Source organism: Flavobacterium sp. F52 (assembly GCF_000278705.1).
Taxonomy (GTDB): Bacteria; Bacteroidota; Bacteroidia; order Flavobacteriales; family Flavobacteriaceae; genus Flavobacterium; species Flavobacterium anhuiense.
In genome coordinates this window covers 60,313-79,168 of record NZ_AKZQ01000025.1, presented here as the reverse complement: position 1 = coordinate 79,168, position 18,856 = coordinate 60,313, and the positions used below count along the sequence as shown (strand labels likewise).

Annotated in this window: 15 protein-coding genes; 6 read left to right on the top strand and 9 right to left on the bottom strand. The window is 31.7% G+C overall.

Translation table 11 applies throughout. The annotated features are described in order from the left end of the window. Positions 1-28 precede the first annotated feature (28 nt). Together FF52_RS09915 and FF52_RS09910 are read left to right on the top strand one after the other, a co-directional pair. The gene (locus FF52_RS09915) at positions 29-1,114 is read left to right on the top strand and encodes a sensor histidine kinase (RefSeq protein WP_035691324.1); all 1,086 of its coding nucleotides are present in this window, start codon (positions 29-31) and stop codon (positions 1,112-1,114) included. A 163-nt stretch (positions 1,115-1,277) separates the two neighbouring features. Continuing rightward, entirely contained in the window at positions 1,278-2,588 is a 1,311-nt protein-coding gene (locus tag FF52_RS09910) for a porin (protein WP_008465094.1), read from the top strand. Between the two features lie 145 nt (positions 2,589-2,733). Here FF52_RS09910 and FF52_RS09905 read toward each other — a convergent pair whose 3' ends face one another. The 3 genes from FF52_RS09905 to FF52_RS09895 form a co-directional block, all read right to left on the bottom strand. Beyond that, complete coding sequence (locus tag FF52_RS09905; RefSeq protein ID WP_008465092.1) at positions 2,734-3,813, bottom strand: glycosyltransferase; 1,080 nt, start codon at positions 3,811-3,813, stop codon at positions 2,734-2,736. Positions 3,814-4,029: 216 nt separating this feature from the next. Continuing rightward, entirely contained in the window at positions 4,030-4,605 is a 576-nt protein-coding gene (locus FF52_RS09900; protein ID WP_035691322.1) for a hypothetical protein, read from the bottom strand. Positions 4,606-4,668: 63 nt separating this feature from the next. Next, entirely contained in the window at positions 4,669-8,103 is a 3,435-nt protein-coding gene (locus FF52_RS09895; RefSeq protein WP_035691320.1) for a hypothetical protein, read from the bottom strand. A 185-nt stretch (positions 8,104-8,288) separates the two neighbouring features. Between FF52_RS09895 and FF52_RS09890 the strand changes: the two genes are divergently transcribed. The 3 genes from FF52_RS09890 to FF52_RS09880 all read left to right on the top strand — a co-directional run bounded on the left by FF52_RS09890 (position 8,289) and on the right by FF52_RS09880 (position 12,906). Continuing rightward, entirely contained in the window at positions 8,289-9,347 is a 1,059-nt protein-coding gene (locus FF52_RS09890; RefSeq protein WP_008465087.1) for a helix-turn-helix domain-containing protein, read from the top strand. 3 nt (positions 9,348-9,350) lie between these two features. After that, on the top strand, positions 9,351-10,400 hold the full coding sequence (locus FF52_RS09885; protein WP_008465085.1) for a helix-turn-helix domain-containing protein: 1,050 nt from the start codon (positions 9,351-9,353) through the stop codon (positions 10,398-10,400). Between the two features lie 112 nt (positions 10,401-10,512). Next, complete coding sequence (locus tag FF52_RS09880) at positions 10,513-12,906, top strand: TonB-dependent receptor domain-containing protein (RefSeq protein WP_008465082.1); 2,394 nt, start codon at positions 10,513-10,515, stop codon at positions 12,904-12,906. 470 nt (positions 12,907-13,376) lie between these two features. Here the strand turns inward: FF52_RS09880 and FF52_RS09865 are convergent, their stop codons facing one another. The 5 genes from FF52_RS09865 to FF52_RS09840 form a co-directional block, all read right to left on the bottom strand. Then, positions 13,377-13,604, bottom strand: a complete 228-nt coding sequence (locus FF52_RS09865) for a DUF5808 domain-containing protein (protein WP_008465078.1) — start codon at positions 13,602-13,604, stop codon at positions 13,377-13,379. A 398-nt stretch (positions 13,605-14,002) separates the two neighbouring features. After that, positions 14,003-16,171 carry a peptidase domain-containing ABC transporter gene (locus FF52_RS09855; protein WP_008465075.1) on the bottom strand — a complete coding sequence of 723 codons (2,169 nt, stop codon included), beginning with the start codon at positions 16,169-16,171 and terminating at the stop codon, positions 14,003-14,005. Next, on the bottom strand, positions 16,172-16,693 hold the full coding sequence (locus tag FF52_RS09850) for a peroxiredoxin family protein (protein WP_008465073.1): 522 nt from the start codon (positions 16,691-16,693) through the stop codon (positions 16,172-16,174). Positions 16,694-16,858: 165 nt separating this feature from the next. Further along, entirely contained in the window at positions 16,859-17,488 is a 630-nt protein-coding gene (locus FF52_RS09845) for a hypothetical protein (RefSeq protein WP_008465071.1), read from the bottom strand. A 381-nt stretch (positions 17,489-17,869) separates the two neighbouring features. Continuing rightward, positions 17,870-18,082 carry a hypothetical protein gene (locus FF52_RS09840; RefSeq protein ID WP_157498567.1) on the bottom strand — a complete coding sequence of 71 codons (213 nt, stop codon included), beginning with the start codon at positions 18,080-18,082 and terminating at the stop codon, positions 17,870-17,872. Positions 18,083-18,270: 188 nt separating this feature from the next. On the opposite strand from FF52_RS09840, the gene FF52_RS09835 reads away from it, so the two are divergent. Next, complete coding sequence (locus tag FF52_RS09835; RefSeq protein ID WP_008465068.1) at positions 18,271-18,624, top strand: helix-turn-helix domain-containing protein; 354 nt, start codon at positions 18,271-18,273, stop codon at positions 18,622-18,624. A gap of 4 nt (positions 18,625-18,628) precedes the next feature. Here FF52_RS09835 and FF52_RS09830 read toward each other — a convergent pair whose 3' ends face one another. Further along, complete coding sequence (locus FF52_RS09830) at positions 18,629-18,820, bottom strand: hypothetical protein (protein WP_035691315.1); 192 nt, start codon at positions 18,818-18,820, stop codon at positions 18,629-18,631. Between the last annotated feature and the right edge of the window lie 36 nt (positions 18,821-18,856).

Here is an 18,856-nt window from a genome sequence, read left to right as displayed (position 1 = left end):
AATAATCTCTTAATGGTTAATTATTTCAATGAAAATTAATTTTAAAAAAACATACAAGTTTGCCATAAAATCGGCATTATATATCAGTCTCTTTACAACAGGATTTGTACTGATGCTAATGTCATTATTTTATAAAAATCAATTAAAACATCAAGTTGCGTTTGGAATAATCTTCATTATCGTAATTTATATTTTCTCATTTCTGGTTTTGCAATATCGCGTAGAACGTTTTATTTACAGAAGAGTAAAGAAAATCTATGATGAGGTTTCTTTATTAGAATCAACAACATTAATCAATCAGCCGATTAATACCGATATGGAAACGCTTTCTCGTGAAGTGAAAAAGTTTGCAACCGATAAAAAACTCGAAATCGAAATGCTTGAAATTCGTGAGCAATATAGAAGGGAGTTCTTAGGAAACGTTTCACACGAATTGAAAACACCTTTATTTACTGTTCAAGGTTACGTTTCTACTTTGCTTGATGGCGCAATGGACGATAAAAATATTAGAAAAAAATATTTAAAACGCGCCGAAAAAGGAGTAGAGCGTCTTATCTATATCGTAGAAGATTTGGATATGATTACTAAATTAGAATCAGGCGATTTGGATTTGAATATGACTGATTTTGATATTGTCGAATTAATTCAAAATGTTTTCGAGTTGCTCGAAATGAAAGCAGACAAAAAGAAAATAAAACTGGCTTTTGAAAGTAAAAATGTACAGTCAGTCATGATTAGAGGAGATAAGGATAGAATTCAGCAGGTGCTGGAAAATCTGATTGTCAATTCAATTAAATACGGAAAGGAAGGCGGCTTGACTGAAGTTGGCGTCGTAAACTTAACTAAGAAAAAAGTTTTAATCCGCATTAGCGATAACGGCGAAGGTGTTGAAAAACAAAACATTCCCAGACTTTTTGAACGTTTTTACCGAGTGGATAAAAGCGGAACTAGATCTGAAGGCGGTTCTGGTTTAGGATTAGCGATTGTAAAGCATATTATTGAAGCACATAAAGAGAAAGTTTATGTAGAAAGTGAGTTCGGAATTGGCTCTGAATTCTCTTTTACGCTCGAAAAAGCAAATAAAACATCAAAAACTGACGTTAAAAAATCGTAACGTCAGTTTTGCTAAAAGCCCTAAAACAAAGGTGTTTAACACTAAATAAACATTCCGATTTAGGCCATAACATTAAATTTTTATTATAGTAACATCTGGTTAATGATTTCTTAACATAGGTGCTCCATCTTTGCATCCTGAAATTAAGGGAATTACAGAACTAATGATAAAAAGAAAACTATTGGCAGTTTTATTGCTGCTAACTTGTGCAGCCAATGCGCAAGAAACAAACAAACAAGAATTGAATAAACAGGATGTAAAAAACGAAGTAATTCGTATTTTAGATTCTATAAACAAAGCAAAACTTCCGGAAACAAAATCTGGAGGTGGAGTTGAGGAACATTGGTATGATAGAATCTCTTTAAGAGGTTACGCGCAAATCAGATATAACGGTTTGTTTTCTACAAATGATAAAGTTTCCTGTGAGCAATGCGATAGATCTTGGGGAACAACATCGACGGCTCCAGATGCAAAAGCAAACAACGGGCTTTTTATTCGCCGTGCCCGTTTAGTGTTTTCTGGACAAGTGCATCCAAATGTATTTTTCTATTTTCAACCCGATTTTGCGAGTTCGCCGAGTACAGGAATTCAGAACTTTGTTCAAATTCGTGACCTGTATTTTGATCTTTCTTTTGATAAGAAAAAAGAATATCGGGTACGTGTCGGGCAGAGTAAAATTCCATACGGATTTGAAAACATGCAGTCAAGTTCACAGCGTTTAACTTTAGACCGTGCTGATGCCATCAACTCTTCAATTTTAAATGAGCGTGATTTAGGAATATTCTTTTATTGGGCGCCGGCCGAAATCAGAAAACGTTTTGAAATGTTGGTTAAAGATGGCTACAAAGGTTCTGGAGACTTCGGGGTTTTTGCTTTAGGAGTTTACAATGGTCAGATTGCAAATAAGTTAGACGGAAACAGAGACTTAAATGTTGTGTCTAGAATAACATATCCCTTTGTTATCGGAAGCCAGATTATAGAACCTGGAATTCAAGGTTATACTGGTAAATGGGCATTCACGGGGGAAGTTTCGCCAGGAGTGGTTGTCAATGATCCGCAATACGTAAAAGACCAGCGAGTTGGAGCGACTTTCGTTTTATATCCACGACCATTCGGAATCCAGACGGAATACAACATCGGAACAGGACCTCGATACAATCCTGCAACCAATAGAATTGACCAAACCGATTTGAACGGAGGTTACGTTTTATTAAACTACAAATGGGATCTTAAAAAACAGCGTATTTATCCTTTTGCCAAATTCCAATATTATGACGGAGGAAAAAAATACGAAAAAGATGCTAGAAGTTATGTGGTTAGAGATTACGAATTTGGTGTAGAATGGCAGCCGATTAAAGCATTTGAACTTACAGCAGAATACGTAGTAGCCGACAGAACTTTTGAAGATAGTGTCTTGCCTGTAAACAGACAGCAAGGAAACGTTCTAAGATTGCAAGTGCAGTTTAATTTCTAAAATCAGTACGAGGATAAAACGGATTTGCTATCACAAAGACGCTGATAAAAACTGATTTATTTTATAAAAATGAAAAACCTCCAATTTTAATTGGAGGTTTTTTATGTGAAAAGCAATTTGTAAAATCCGTTTAATCCGCGTGCAATCAAGCAATTTTGTCTTCAAAAACTTTAAATAAAGAATCCCAATCAATATTATTTTCAAATTGAGACAATCCTTTAAACGATTTTACTTTTGATAAATCTTCAATGGTAAAATCGTCTTGCATCGCATATGGTACAAGATTTTCTTCCTGAAGTTTTATCGCCAGATATTCCTGCTCATATTGTCCGGGTGTCGGAATAAAGAAGGCTTTTTTGCCCAGCTTTGCCAAATCCATTACGGTTGTATAACCCGAACGGCACAATACAAATTCACTTTCATTAAAAGTCTGTTCGAGCTGTTTGGAGTTCATGAAATTATAATAAGTAACATTTCCAGCTTGCCACTTTTCCTGTGATTTTTCTACTTTTCCTTGTACAAAAACCACTTTTCCAGGATATTTTGCCGCTTCTTTCTGCAGTTTTTCATCCAAAAAAGTACGCTGAGGTTCTGGGCCAGACAATATAATCATTAGATCATATATTTTTGGAGTTTCCTTTTTTTTCATGCGGCTCAGCGGACCGATGTATTTTAAATTCAGCTCATTATTTTTTAAATGACCCAAATCTCCCGTTAGGTTTATTTTTTCGTTGGTGTCAGGAACCCAGCATTCATTGTATTTTTTAATAAAATGCTGATGACATTTACTGGTAAACCAAGTCGTATTTCCTGTCATAACATTTAATTGGTGCGTAATAAAAACCGAAGGCACTTTTTTACTGATGACTCCCAATCTGTTGTCTGAGATAATACCGTCAATGCCATGTTTTTTGATCCAATGATTCACCATTTTTTTCTCATCCAAAATAGCAGTAATCATTTTCGGAAGATTTTTAATCAGCTTCCATTTAAAGTTTTTGCCATTTTTAGCATATTCAATATGATAAGAAGGCAGTTCTAAAGTTTGTATATAAGGAAATTCTTTTCGTAATAAAGCCAGAGCAACTCCATCAGAAGCAATAATCGGAATATAATTATTCTCTTGTAGCGCCTTGATAATAGGTATGCATCGGGTAGCATGTCCAAGTCCCCAATTTAGCGGAGCCACTAAAATAGTTTTATTCGCAGAATAATCTATACTCATTTTTAACAGTTTTAAAAACGAAGATAGAAAAATATGTTTTTTATGTTATTTCGGAGGTATTACCAAATTATTAATTTAAGGTGTTAAGTTTCTGAGTTGCTAAGCTTCTAAGTTCAAAGATTTTCTGTTTAGAAAACAAGAAAGCCGAACTATAGGTTCGGCTTAATTTGTTAATCTTAGAAGCTTAGCAACTTAGAGTCTCAGCATCTTAGAAACTTAATCTTGAATATACGTTTTATTACCATTTTTGTTAATGTAGTATTTACCGCCTCTTGGACCTGTATATACTTTTTTGCCATTGTACTCGCCAGTTACTTTGTCTGGGACAGCAGGAGCTTTTTCGTTAGTTTCTTTTAAAGTTTTTGCGGCCGATTTTTTGGCAGCTGTTGCATCTTTTTTAGCAGCGTCAGCTTTTGCGGTCGTTTTCTTGGCATCGGCTTTGGTTTTGTCAGCAGAGCTTTTTGCTTTGTCAGCGGTACTTTTTGCTTTATCAGATTCTACAGTTGCTTTTTTGGCATCAGCTTTAGCTTTTGCAGCTTCTTTGTCGGCTGTCTTTTTTGCTGCGTCAGCAGATTCTTTTTTGGCTTTTGTCGAAGCAGCTTTTGCGTCATCTGCTGCTTTTGTAGATTTTGCTGCTTCCTTTTTTGCGTCGGCCGAAGCTTTGTCTGCACTTGCTTTCGCTTTTTTTGCTGAAGCTTCTGTTTTACTTTTCGTAGTTTTTGCAGTTGTTTCCTGAGCATAAAAATTAGAAGAGAAAACAACCATCAAACAGAACAATACTAATTTTTTCATAAGGTTAAAAGTTTAAATTTCAATTAAAATTAAACAATTTATTGTCATCTTTTTCGCAACACATTAAAAATATGCACGAAGCTGAACGTTTCCTGTATGAATCGTATTTCCCTTTTCGCTTTTTCTGCCCTGATAATTTAAATTGACATCCAAAAATGACGTAATGTTCTTTTGCAGAAGCAGTTTCCAAACCAAATTTGATCCCGCTTGAAGTCCTTCGAGCATCTGAAAACCGACTGATGAAAATTCATTTCCGTTAAATTTATTTTCATAAAAAGAGAATTCCCCATTCACCGTCACTTTCTTTTCGCCTGCATAAGAAAAAGAAGTTCCGATTCTATTTTGATCTAAAGTTTCGAAATTTCCAATCTGATTTTTTTTGTTTTGAAGCTCGTAAAAGAAATCCAATTTGGTGTTTTTTGAGAATAAATAACTGACTTTTGGTGCCAGTTGCCAGCCTTGAATATCATAGTTTTTTTCGATAAAATCTTTAGAAACCAAATCGGTTTTTATGGTTTTGGTAAAGAAATTAAACAGCCAGCTTTTCTGATATAAATGTGTGTACTGAATTTGATGCGAATAATTCTGCACATGCTGCGAACCTACAGAAAGCAGACTTTTGCCTTTATTAATCAAATAAGAATAAGTAACGGAATGTTTCTGCTTACCTCGATTGTAAAATAAACTATTTCTAAAACTCGAATTCAATCCTAAAATATTGTCTTCTGATGAATCAAACGGATTCAATTCTAATTTTTCTCCATCGCTCTTAATCTTTCGATCCATTATAAACGAGGTCTGGTTGTAAAAATAGGACAGCAATTTTTTAAAGCCTTTTTCATTCTGCCATTGCAACGGATTCAGAGTTAAAGACTGCGAAAACTTATTTTGGTTGGTTTTAATGTAAATCTGATTCGGTAAAAAGACTCTAACATAACGCGCCTGATCTTGGTAGACCGCAACTTCAAATTCTTCCAATTCCTGAATTCCGTTGCCGTTATAATCATTCCAAGTATAAACTCCTTGTCCTGTCGGGACTTCTGCATATGTAAATTCTTGCTGTGCAATAGTTCCAGAACTGGTTTCGTAAGCCGTTCCAATCTGCATAAACTGATTAAAAAAACGATCATTGTATAAAATTCTCGAATTTAATGAAGGTTCGTTCTGTCTAGATTTATCAGTAAAATCTAAATTTCGATAACTTGCATAAACGGCTAAATCAGTTGTTTTGTTCTGGATCAATTTTGATTTTAAATAATACGTCTGCGAATTATTAACGTGCTGTAATAATCCGTTTTGCAAACTATCGTTTCGCCTTTGCAGAAAACCAACTTCAACAAAAACTTTAGTGCTGTCACCCCGTCCTGTAAATACGCCATATTCTGAAAATCTTTGGCTTAAAGCCGAAAACTGATTGGTAACTTTATCTTTTTCCTGATTATCTTCCAATTGCATAGTTCCTCCAACCCAATTTTTTCCAAAATGATATTTGGTTCTGGTTTGATTTCTAATGAATTTTGAAGTCGAAGCTGTGGCGTCAGAATTTAGAAAACTTCCGTTGTTTTCGATTGTCCAATTTTTCAATTTGAATAAAGCGTTTGTTGTATGCCTTGCTCCAGAATAGCTTTCGCTGAAATCTAATTTTTCAAATTGATAAGTCAGCAAACCAATATTTGAAGTTTCTTTTTTCGAAAATAAATCAAAATTTAAACCTGTAACCAAAAGACTTTGATTGCCATAAAGTGTTCCTGCTAAATTCCAATCACGATTAAATTCAATATTGTACAAACGTTCTACCGATTTAAAATTCTGCTGCACAAATTGATAATTTGCAAAAGCATCTAAATTCCAACTTCTCGAAAAAAGACGTTTTTTAAGATTGGTTTTAAAAGCAATTCCTTCATTATTAGCATCATCAATTCCCGAAAACAAATTCTGATCATTATTGCTAACGGCCAATTCAAAATCAACCAGCGTTTTTTCATTCGGATTGTATTTCCCTAAAAACGTTGCCACTTGAAGTTTCATTGGAGCAACAAGCTGTACAATGGGTTCGTAATTTCCTTGCAGAATTCCGTTTACAGGTTCTACATATTGATAAATACGTTCAACAGAATTATTGTTTTGAATGATATAATTTCCCGCATTTGAACCAACTTGGCTAAATCGTACATTGTACAAAACATCTGCAGGATTATTTGAATATTCATAAGCTTCAACCGAATTGACCAATATTTTTTTGTACAAAATTTTATTCTCGGCATAACTGTCTTTATAGGCAGAAGGCGCTTTCATCAAATTAACATCATCGCCCGCCTGACTCAAAATCTGAACTTGTTCTGGAGAAAGATTTTGCTGTAAAGGCTGATTTTTCATGTCATTTTCAGAATACAAATAACCGCCAAAGCTCCAGTTTTTGTTTTCGTGTGTAGCGCCTGCGTATGTTACGAGACGATTGTAATTTCGCTCTGAATATTGGTATTCAACATTAATACGCATTTCTGAAGTAATCGTAAAAAGTGATGTAAAGACAATTTCACCTGCATTATAATCAATCACATAATCGTTGTTTTCACCACGTTTTAGCAAAACTCCGTTTACATACACACGTTCAGAGCCTGAAATCACCAAAACATACAATTCGCCATTCTGGCCTTTTAGTTTGTAAGGACCTTGATTTCCTTCTTGACCCGTAAAAGTACTTTTGGCATATTGTCCTTTTACAAAAGCAACCGAGGCAAAAACATTGGTTTTGCTTTTTTCGGTATCAAAATCAAAGTTGGCAGAAAGTCCTTGAACTTTTTTATTAAAGCCCAAAAATTGAGTTTTTCTATTTTCTAAAAAAACATCGCCAGCGCGAATGTTCCAGTCATCACTAAAAAGTTCTATAAATATATTGTCAAACTGATCGAGTTTCTGCGAATAACCGCCATCTTGCAGTGGAATATTATTGTCTTGCAGCGAAGCTCTTAAACTCACTTTGTCTGAAAGTTTTCCTGTAATCTGTAAATCTAAATTGGAGTTTAAAACCGTGCTTTGATTATTTCCCACCGTAACGCCTCGAGTAATGCTTCCGGAAGTTTCCAGACCATCAAAAGGTGTTGCTTTTTTAGCATTTGAACCATTATCTATTCGATATAATTTGTCTGTTCCAACATCACCGCTTACAATTTGATCCGAATTGTAAAGGCTATATTCTTTGGTTAAGAAATCAGGATAATTAAGATAATTGACAATCAAAGTATCTGAAACCGATTGGAAATTTTCATTTAAAAGCAAATAGCCTTTTTGAAAATCGACTTTATAAGAAGTCGAATCGATAGGCTCATTTTTAGTATTCAGAATTTGGAAAAATCCAGAGTTGATGGCCACTTTTTCTAGACGAATGGTATCTTTTGAAACAACTACTTTTTTGGTTTTGTACAGCGATTCAGTTTCCTGAGCTTGAAGCGCAGAAAACCAGAAGAAAACCGTCAAAAACAGTAATTTTTTCAACATAAATACTCTAACTCTAAAAAAGTCAAAAGTAGTATTTATAATCAAGAAATTACGAGGCTTTTATTTATTGAAAAATGAAGCATTTTGAGATTTTTAAAATCGCAGAGAAAAAAATAATTGCAGAAAAAATCGCATAGTAAGCCAATCTTTTTTTTAGCTTTGTTTTGATATAACTAACTTACATTATGGATACTAGCAAAGAACTTTTATTCTTTTTTAGTGCTTTAGGAGCTTTCAACGGAATTATTCTCGGGGTTTATTTCTTCTTTTTTACCAAGAAAAAATACTTAACCAATTATTTCCTTGGAGCGCTCTTGTTTGCCTTAAGTATCCGAATTGGGAAATCTGTATTTGTTTATTTTCATCCCGAATTGCCAAGAATGTACTTGCAATTTGGACTTACAGCTTGTTTTTTCATCGGACCTTTTTTGTATTACTTTATTAAATCGGCTATTGATGAAGTGCAAACAATGCCCAAATCCTGGAAATTTATTTTGGCATTTTGGGCAATTTTTATTGTAGCTGTCGGCATTTTATATCCGTATGAAATGTATCCGAAATTTTGGGGAGGCTTTTTTATAAGAATCATTTATTTGCAATGGTTGGTTTATATTGCTTTTGCTGGTTTTGAACTTCGTGGTGTTCTAAGAAAAATCTTGAGTAGAAAAGAAAAAACAACTCCGTCAGAAATGTGGTTCGGAATGTTGTTTTTTGGTAATTTTCTCTTATTTCTGTTTTATTTCTTGGCCATTATGGGAGCTTCTGCAGCAACTTATATAAGTGGCGCAGTTGTTTTTTCATTCATTTTATATTTAGGAATTTCAATTCTTTTGTACAGAAAAAAAACCGACGATTTATTTTTATTGAATGGAAAGACTTCGAATAAAAAAATAGATTCGGAAGAAGCATTAATCTGGTCAGAAAAACTGGAAAAAGTTATGTCTGAAAAAAGTTTGTATAAAAATCCGAATCTGACCCTTCAAGATTTGTCTCAGGAAATTAATATCTCTAGCCATCAATTATCGCAGTTTCTGAATAACAATTTAGGAAAGAATTTTACGAGTTATGTAAACGAATTTAGAATTAGGGAAGCTTGTAAAATTATTACATCTTCAGATAAATTGACTTTAGAATCCGTTGGCTATGATGTTGGTTTTAATTCTAAATCTACTTTTTTCGCGGCCTTTAAAAAACATACGGGAACTACTCCGCTTAACTATCAGCTTCAAGCTTTACAAACTTAAAATATGAGTATAGGCAAAGAAATGTTATTCTTTTTTGGTGCTTTGGGCGCTTTCAACGGATTTATTCTAAGTCTGTATTTTTTATTTTTTACGAAGAAAAAATATCTTTCTAATCTTTTTCTTGGTGCGCTTTTGTTTATTTTAAGTACCAGAATTGTGGTTACAGTTTTGGTTTACTTTAATAATGACCTGTCTAAAATCTATCTTCAAATTGGGCTTTCAGCTTGTATGTTAATTGGTCCGCTTTTGTATTATGTTTTAAAATCAGGAATCCGAAACAACATTTTGATACAATGGAAATGGCATCTAGCCACTTGGGTTTTGGTAATTCTAATAATTGGTTTTGTATTTCCATATCAAAATTATCCAGTTTTATGGAATGATTATTTTGTAACAGCTATTTTTCTTCAATGGTTTTCATACTTCTTTATTTCTGGTTTTGAAAACAGAGAATTGCTTCAAAAAGTAGCTCAGAATTATACCGATTCTTCACCTTCAGAGAGATGGTTCGGAATGATTTTTCTGGGAAATGCTTCAATATTTATGGCTTACTTTCTCGGATTTGCGCGAGTTCCGTTTGTTTCCTGCATTACGGGAGCGCTTGCTTTCACCTTTATTTTATACCTGATCATTTTGGTTCTTTTGCACAGAAAGAAAACAGATGATTTATTTCTGCTTAATATTCAAAAAGATAAAAAACTGAACAATGAGGAAGCCGTGATTTTATTCCAAAAATTGGAAAATATCATGAATGAAAAAGCATTATATAAAAATCCGAATTTGAGTTTAAAAGATTTATCTAAAGAAGTAAATATATCCAGCCATCAGTTGTCTCAGTTTTTAAATAACAATCTCGGAAAGAATTTTACCAGTTTCGTAAATGAATTTAGAATTCAAAATGCTTGCGAAATTATAACTTCAAATGATAAACTGACATTAGAATCTGTTGGTTACGATGTGGGATTTAATTCCAAATCAACCTTTTTTGCGGCTTTTAAAAAACATACTGGAACCACACCTTTAAACTATCAAATTCAGGCTTTGCAGGCATAAATAGAGTATTAATTTATAAATCCGTACTCCTGATTTCGCTTTCGATTACCTTATAAAGGGATTAAGAACTGACTTTTGTTTTATCAAAGTCAAAACTTAATCGCTAAAATTTATGAGGTTTTTAATTTTAATTTTCGTTTACATTTATTGTTTTCTTTTCAATGTAACGCAATCCAATGCACAGTCAATTCAGACAATTTCTGGGAGAGTCGTCAATTCAAATAACGAATTAATGATGGGAACAGCTTCTATAGTATCAGTCAAAGATTCTACAATAATAAAGCATCAGGATTTTTTAGATGGTGTTTTTCAAATATCAGATATAAATCAAAAAGAGGTGTTGGTAAAACTAACTTCAGCAGAATTTGCAGATCGCTATTTGAATGTGAATTTTTCGGGAACAGAAAATATAGATTTAGGTGCTATTATTGTAAAAGAAAATCTTAATCAACTATCAGAAGTTGTCGTAAAAAGCCAACCTTCATTATTAAAATACGGAGCCAATGGCAATATTGATGTCAATGTAAACGGAACTGTTCTTGCAACCAGCAGTTCGGTAAGTGAATTGCTCGGAAGAGTGCCAAATGTTGTGGTTGCCGACGGCGAAATCAGCGTGGTCGGAAAAGGGGAAGCCATTATTTATCTCAACGGAGTTCTGATTAATTACGAGCGCTTTGCTGCAATTCCCGTTTCTCAGATTCAAAAGATCGAAGTTATTTCCAATCCTTCTGCGAGATATGACGGCGAAGGAAAAGCAGTAATCAATATTATAACCAAACTAAATATTGAAAGTGGTACAATGGGGACTGTCAATCAGCACATAACCGTTTCTAAATTTGGCGGAACAATTTATAATACGCTTTTGGATTTTAATTATTCTAAAGGAAAATTCTCTTTTATCACCAATTACGGTTTACAGTTAGGAAGAAACCGTGAATTGTTGTACACGACTCGAACACGCGCAAATCCTGATGATTTTATGAAATCTGAATTGACAACCGATTGGAAAAGAAGATTCAATAATTATTCAAATTTTGGATTTGGACTTCAATATAGTTTTTCTCCAAATAATTATATTTCATTGGCATATAGCGGAAATGTGAACGATTTGGGCGGCATTACAGAAAGCAGGAATTCCATAACAAACAATTCAGGAAAAAGTTTTTACGCCACAGATGTTGACCGAAACGATGTTTTATTAAATCAGTTTATCAATTTGAATTATAATTGGACAACTGCTAAAAGTTCAACATTATTTATAGGATCACAATTTTCAAATTATAATCAGACCATAGGAGATTTTATAGAAGAAAATAGTTTGGTTGAACAGATAAATTCTGAAAGATTTTTGAAGAATAATGTGGGCAGCAGAATTAATATAATCGCAGTTCAAGCCGATTATTCGCAGAAAATAAACGAAAAAACAAAACTAGAAATAGGAGCGAAGTTTAGCCATGCCACAATAAACTCTGGAACGGATTTTTTGATTTCTAATGATAATGTAGATTTTGAACTCGATGATGAGCTTTCGAGTGATTTTGAATACAATGAAAAAATTGCTGCCGCGTACTTAAATTATATTAGAACATTAAACGAAAAAGTCAATTTTTCTCTTGGCGTACGGGCAGAAAAAACGAGTTATGATTTATTTGCAAATGCCAACGGAATTCAGAAATATGAGAAATCATACAGTAATTTTTTTCCAAACGCACTTTTAAACTTTAATCTTTCAGAAGACTGGAAAGGACATTTTTCGTATGTTTCTAGAATTACAAGACCTAGATATCAGGCTTTAAATCCGTATGTGATTTATCAGGATCCTTTTACTACAATTGAAGGAAATCCAAATCTGCTTCCAGAAAAAACACATGCTTTTGAAATAGGCACGATGTACAAAAAGTTCGATTTTAAAGTCGGCTACACTTATAAAATTGATCCTATTTCTGCAGCCGCTTTACGCGGAGATACACCAAACAGTTATATTTTAAGAGCACTGAATCTAGAAAAAGGGCATACGTTTTTTGCTTCGCTTTCTAGATCTTTCAATTACAAATGGTGGAATTCTGTTAATACAGCAAGTATCACTTGGCAGAAATCTGTAGACAATTATTATGCATTTGCTTTTAGTCCAGTAGAACCTCAGATTTATTTATATACTAATAATACATTTACAATTCCAAAACTCTTTAAATTGCAGTTTTTAGCTTGGTATTTAAGTGATAGAAGCCATGGATTAGGAAGCGAAAACGGTCGTTCGACTGTAACTTTAGGAATAGAAAGAAACTTTTTTAAAGATGCACTAAAACTCAATTTTACCGCAAATGACATCTTTCATAAGTTTATGGTTTCTGGCGATTATAATGTCGGGCGAACCCAAATTTATTATCACCGAACCTATAGTACTGATTATTTTAAACTAATTGCAACTTACAATTTTGGAGACTCAAAAAAGACGACTTATAGAAAGTCGGAAGTTGAACAGTCAGAAAATAATAGGGCGAGATGACATTTATCTGCGGAGTCTCATACTAAATATTACTTGCGATTTGGTTTTGCTAGCATATAGAATAATATTAGATTCCATATTATCAGTAACACAAACAAAAAATGGATCCAAATATCATCAATGTGAAAAAGTAATTTTTCATCACCAAAAATTAGTAACGATGCAATAATATTAAAAGCAACAATAAATAGTTGAAGAGTTATATTTTTCATAATCGATATAACATAATGTTTGTTTAAATAGATGTATTGTTATGTTTTTCTTTTTTGATTTCTGCTCTATAGCTTAAAAAGACAGCAATAAAGGTTGAGGCAGGACCAATCGAAGACCTGAAATCTGAAAATGATATATCTTTTGGATTTTCTCTTTGAAAAAGTGAGTATAAATTAAAGCCAATAAATACTATAATTAGAATTAAAAGAAGCAAGATTAAGTTTTTGCGAGTCATCGTGTAATTTTTTATCAATAAATTATCTTTTTATACGTTCACCTAGAATCATTAAAATAAGGATAAGCACAACACAAAGAAAAACAGAATTTGAGTTGGCAAAATTTATAGTCCAGCCCAATTCTTTTATTTTCTTTGGCGGGAACATTCTTTTGTCTTGTGGGTTATAATAGAAAATTCCCCAAATCCAATTGTTTGGATCTTGGCTCCAATTGTTTTTTTCTTCTTCGGATGGTTCAATATTATTCATATTCTTTATTTAATACAATTTGTTTCTTTAAATAGCGCTAGTTAATCCTGTTAAGGTTGGCAACAAGGGTTAAACATAACAGAAAAAAATAAATAGATAGCAAATAGTTTTGTTTAGACTTAATCATAAAATGTGATTTAGCAATGTTTAGAATTGATAGATTTATTTTTTAGGAAATTTCTTATTGTACCTCATAATTAGCAAAAAACCTATTGCACATCCTATAGCTATATATAGACTTGGCTCATATCGCTGATTAATTATTTTTTCGATGGAAAATCTTTCTCCTTTAAAGAAGAATATCCAAAACATTACTAACACAACTAGGGGACTATAAATGTAATTATAGATAAAAATATATGGCTTATGATTTTTTGATTTCATGATTAAAAAAATATTTATACTAATTGTTCGTTCCAATACTCGCTATAAAAATTACTGGATTTCATTAATTCTTCATGATTACCAAAATTTGATATTGTTTTATTTTCTAGTATATAAATGGTATCAGCTATATTTTTAAGTTTATTAAGACGGTGAGAAATGAATAATACTGCACAATTGGGCTTTGTTTTTTGAAGTAATTGCATTGTAAAATTTTCAGTATTTCTGTCCATTGCAGATGTTGCCTCATCGAGAATTAAAAAATGAGGCTTTTTATATAAAGCTCTTGCCAAAGCAATAATCTGTTTTTGTCCGCCGCTTAAATTAATACCTTCTTCTCCAACAATAGTCATAAGTCCTTGAGGTAATTGGTCAAAATAAAATTCAAAACCATATTTGCGGATAAAATCAATCATGTTTTCAAGCGTTTCTGTAGCTCCCAACAAAATGTTGTCTAATACATTTCCGTTGAAAACTGTTATTTCCTGTGGGACTACACCTAATAATTCTCTATAACTTTTTAATCCAATTTCAGAAAGCTTATATTTATTATTAACTGTTATATTTCCGATTTCATACGGATAAAAGCGTTTTAGTATTTGACCTAATGTACTTTTTCCACTGCCACTTTCTCCAACAATTGCAATAATTTTGCCTTTTTCAATTTCTATATGTAAATCATGAAATAAAAGACTTCGCCCTGCAAATCTAAAAGAGAGATTTTGAATTGAAATAGATTCAATTTCAAAAATTTCTAAGCCATCTTCGTTTTCTTTTTCAATAGATGCAAATTCGTACATTCTGTTAAATGCAATTTTTGCTTCATTTATAGGAATGGATATTAAAGCTAAATTAGCAATTGACGGTAGCAAAGAACCCGATATACCTAAAATAGCCATCAGTTCTCCAATCTTAATTTCTTTATTAAAAACCTGCAAAGAGGTATAAATTAAAATTCCGATAATGAACATAACATTTGCAAAGCCAGATTGCCAAGAAAGGGAAATGTTGATTTTTCCGAGGTTAAATATTTGGTTTTGATAATGAGCAAAAATTTGTCTATTGAGTTGATTAAAAATAGATTGTTTGTTATCTGTTTTTATAGTAGAGATTCCTTGAATCGTATTTATAAAATTGCTCTCATTGGCTGCAGAACTTTGCATCACTTTTTTTTGAGACTGTAGAATTTTTTTATTGTTGCGATAAATTATGAAAAAGTAAACAGGGATGCTTAAAATGCATATTAATCCTAGTTCCCAAGAATAAAAGAATAAGAATACGGATGAAATTATTGATACAAGTATATCTATTATTAAAGAACTCGTTAGAAGTTTGATAACGTTTTGTATACGCTGTGTGTCATTTAATCTTGAAACCAGTTCACCCGTTTTTCTGTTATCAAAAAAAGATTTAGGAAGTTGTAATAGTTCTTTAAAAAAAGAATTATTTATTCGATTGTTAAAATCTTTTGATTGCTTCAGGAGAAAATATTGTCTTACAATAGATATTCCTACTCTGGCAGATAGTAAGACAGCGAGAAGAATAATGCCAGAAATTAATTTTTTGATATTATTAGATGGAAGAATATCATCTACAAGTTTTTGTGAAAACAAAGCCATTGCTAATCCAAGACCTGCAACAAAAACGCCAAGTAAAACAGAAATCCAAATTAATTTATAATCTTCTTTTAGGAGATTTAGAAACCATTTTTTTTGGTTGTCCTTCTCTTTTTTTTGAGTTAAAAAAGTATCGTTAGGTTCAAGTATAAGGCAAGTTCTAGATTTCCAAAAATTCTCTAATTGTTCGATCGATAAATTATAAATACCTACTGAGGGATCACCAACTAAAAAACCTTCTATTTCAGAGTATTTATAGCAAATTACATAATGTTCTAATTGATTTTCGATTAATAGATGTAAAATAACAGGTTTATTATGTTCAATTAAGGAATTAATATCAGCTTGACATCCTTCCGCATTAAAGCCTAATTTATTTGCGGCTTGGTATAAACCAAGCATAGTAGTGCCTTGTTTGGTTGTACCGCTTAATTCTCTGATTTTTTCTAAAGAACTATTTCCATTATATAATTTTATTATAGATAATAAACAAGATGGGCCACAATCAGATTGATCTAATTGTAAGGTATGCGTTTTTGTAATATGTTTTAAATCTACAGTAGACATTTATTCTATCTTTAATTTTTTAATCAAGATTTCAGGTTTGGTCTGCCCTTTAATTTTTTCGATAAGTTTTTTGTCTTTATCATAAAGTACAAGGCAAGGCAAGGTGTTTACATCAAATGTAGAAGCAAAAGTAGTTTTACTATCATGCAAAAAATGAAGGTTATCATAATGGTTGAGTTTAAATTTTTGTGCAAATTCTTTTATTTGATTGCTATTTTCAGATGAAATAAAAACGATCTGAATGTCTTTGAATTTCCCAATGTTATTATTTACCATTTGTGCTTCTTCATTGCAATACTCGCATTCGGAATTAAAATAAATAAATAGTGCAGGAATGCTTTTTTTTAAATCTTCATTGGTGAAATCTTTTCCATTTATATTTAGATAAGAAAATTCAGGGATAACTTTGATATTGTTTTGAACCTCTTTTTTATAGTTTAATTTTGTGATTATTTGATGTCCTAGAAATAGAAAAATAATCGAAAATAATAAGACGAAAATTTTTTTGAGCGATTTTCTCATTTTTTTTAGTCTTCCTTTAATTGGGTTATAATAATTAGTAAGATCATTGGAATGATTCCCAATATGGTTTGAAGTAATTCAGCATTATTAAAAAAGTAATCGATTAGGTATGCTATAATCATAAGGGTGGATAAGACAAAAAGGACTTTTTTTAAATTTGCCATATTAGCTATAATTAAGTGTGAAAAACATGACCGTCGCAACCCATAAAACTAAAGAGGGGACATAGCTTATTCCAACGATTTTAAGCCCATAATCTGTATTGGTATTGGTTAGCTTGCCAATTTCAAAACCCAAGTAAATAACGTAGACAAACTCAAATAGATTGAGTACTTGAAAGGGATAAATAAACCAAGCTTCTAATCCTTTATAACCAATGATGTTAAGTGCAGATAACGGATAGTAATTCTGAATATCATTTAAATCGTAATTCGGTTGAAAAAAATAAAACCATATGATTTTAAAAATGGGTACTAGCAAAAAGATAAATTCTGCTTTTATAGTTGCATTCCATAATTGATTATACTTTGTTTCTTTTGATAATAAAAACAGTCCAATATATATAATCAGTGAAATTACAGAAGTCTTAATTAAGATTATTAGAGGAATGTATAGATAAATTAACCAATGCCATTTATCTTGAAATTCAAAATAACTGTTTATTTGATCTACAGACAAAAAATCAATTAAAAAATGATGGAGCAGGTCTTTTAGATTTATAATTTTATTTGTTATTTCTGTTATGATTATAAAAGAAATAGAAAGTAAACCATATCTAAGTAGAATGTTTTTCATTTATTAGATGTATTGTTTTTGCTAAAAACGCATTATTCATTTATGAATAATGCGTTTAAATTTGGAAATAGTGTTTTTAAGGTAAATTTCTTATTTATTATCTTGAAGTCATTTCATATTTTATAAAGAAAATTTAAATCCCATCTTACAATAAAATGGATGATGTATAAGATTCGTTATTTTAAAATCTTGAAAATATGTCTCCATTGTATAAAACTTCCAATAGCTAGTAATAGCATTGCTAAAGTGCTAATTAAAAAATAGAAGTCCTTAGTTTGTAAATACCTATAAATATAATAGCCTGTTAATCCACATGCTATAAATAGGATAACAAAGTACAGCCATTTTTTAAATTGTAAATTCATTTTTTTCAAATTTATGTTAACAAGATCGCGCTGTTCCAATAGAACCCAGTATGAAACTTGCGGCAAAAAGAGCAGCTCCTCCTGTGGTTACAACTGCAGCGGCGCCAACAACTGTTAGAGCTAATCCAGCTAAACCTATTCCGCAATCAAGGTTAATTCTTCTCCCATCATCAAATGTTTCGGCATTTTGATCCGCTTCTATTGCTTGACCACCTATTAAAATTTCCATTTGTGTTAATTTTAATTTTTTCATGCTTTTAAAATTTATTGGTTAATATTAGATTATCAGAATAAATGATATAGCAAATTTATAATAGGTCGCGAAATAGTCTCAACCGAAAATCGGTTATTAAAAACCTAAATTCGAATAATTGTAAAATAATTCTTATGTTTATATTTGTTTTTAAAATGTTAATTATGAATAAAATTGTAGGAGATAATCTAAAAGTTTTGAGAAAATCAAAGAATATGTCACAAGAAGAGGCCGCAGATTATTTGCAAATTTCCCAATCTGCTTATGCAAGAATGGAGCGTGGAGAAAGTACTTCTTGGGCTATTCATTTTAATAAAATATGTCAGATTTTTGAAATATCTCCAGAAGAATTGGTTAGAAAAGGATTAGGAGATTCTGTTTATGAAAGTCTAATGAATACAGAACGACAAACAGAAATTGCGATGTTAGGAGTTTACAGAAAAATTATAAAGCAATATGAGTTGCAAATTGAAGATTTGAAAACCATTATAAAGCACTTGAATAAAGGGAAAAACTAGTAAATTAATTTCTTCTCCTTTTAAGTTGTGTATAAGTAATGAGAATAGCAACTGTAGATAAAAACGGACCAATTACCAATTTAAAATCTGAATAAGAAATGTCTTTTATGTCTTTTGAAAGCAATGGACTTAAAGATATACTGATGTATAATAAACCAAGAATAATGAAAACTAATAAGAAGCCTTTTTTGCTCATTTTAAGTTCTTTAGAAAGAAAAGTAAATATAATCAA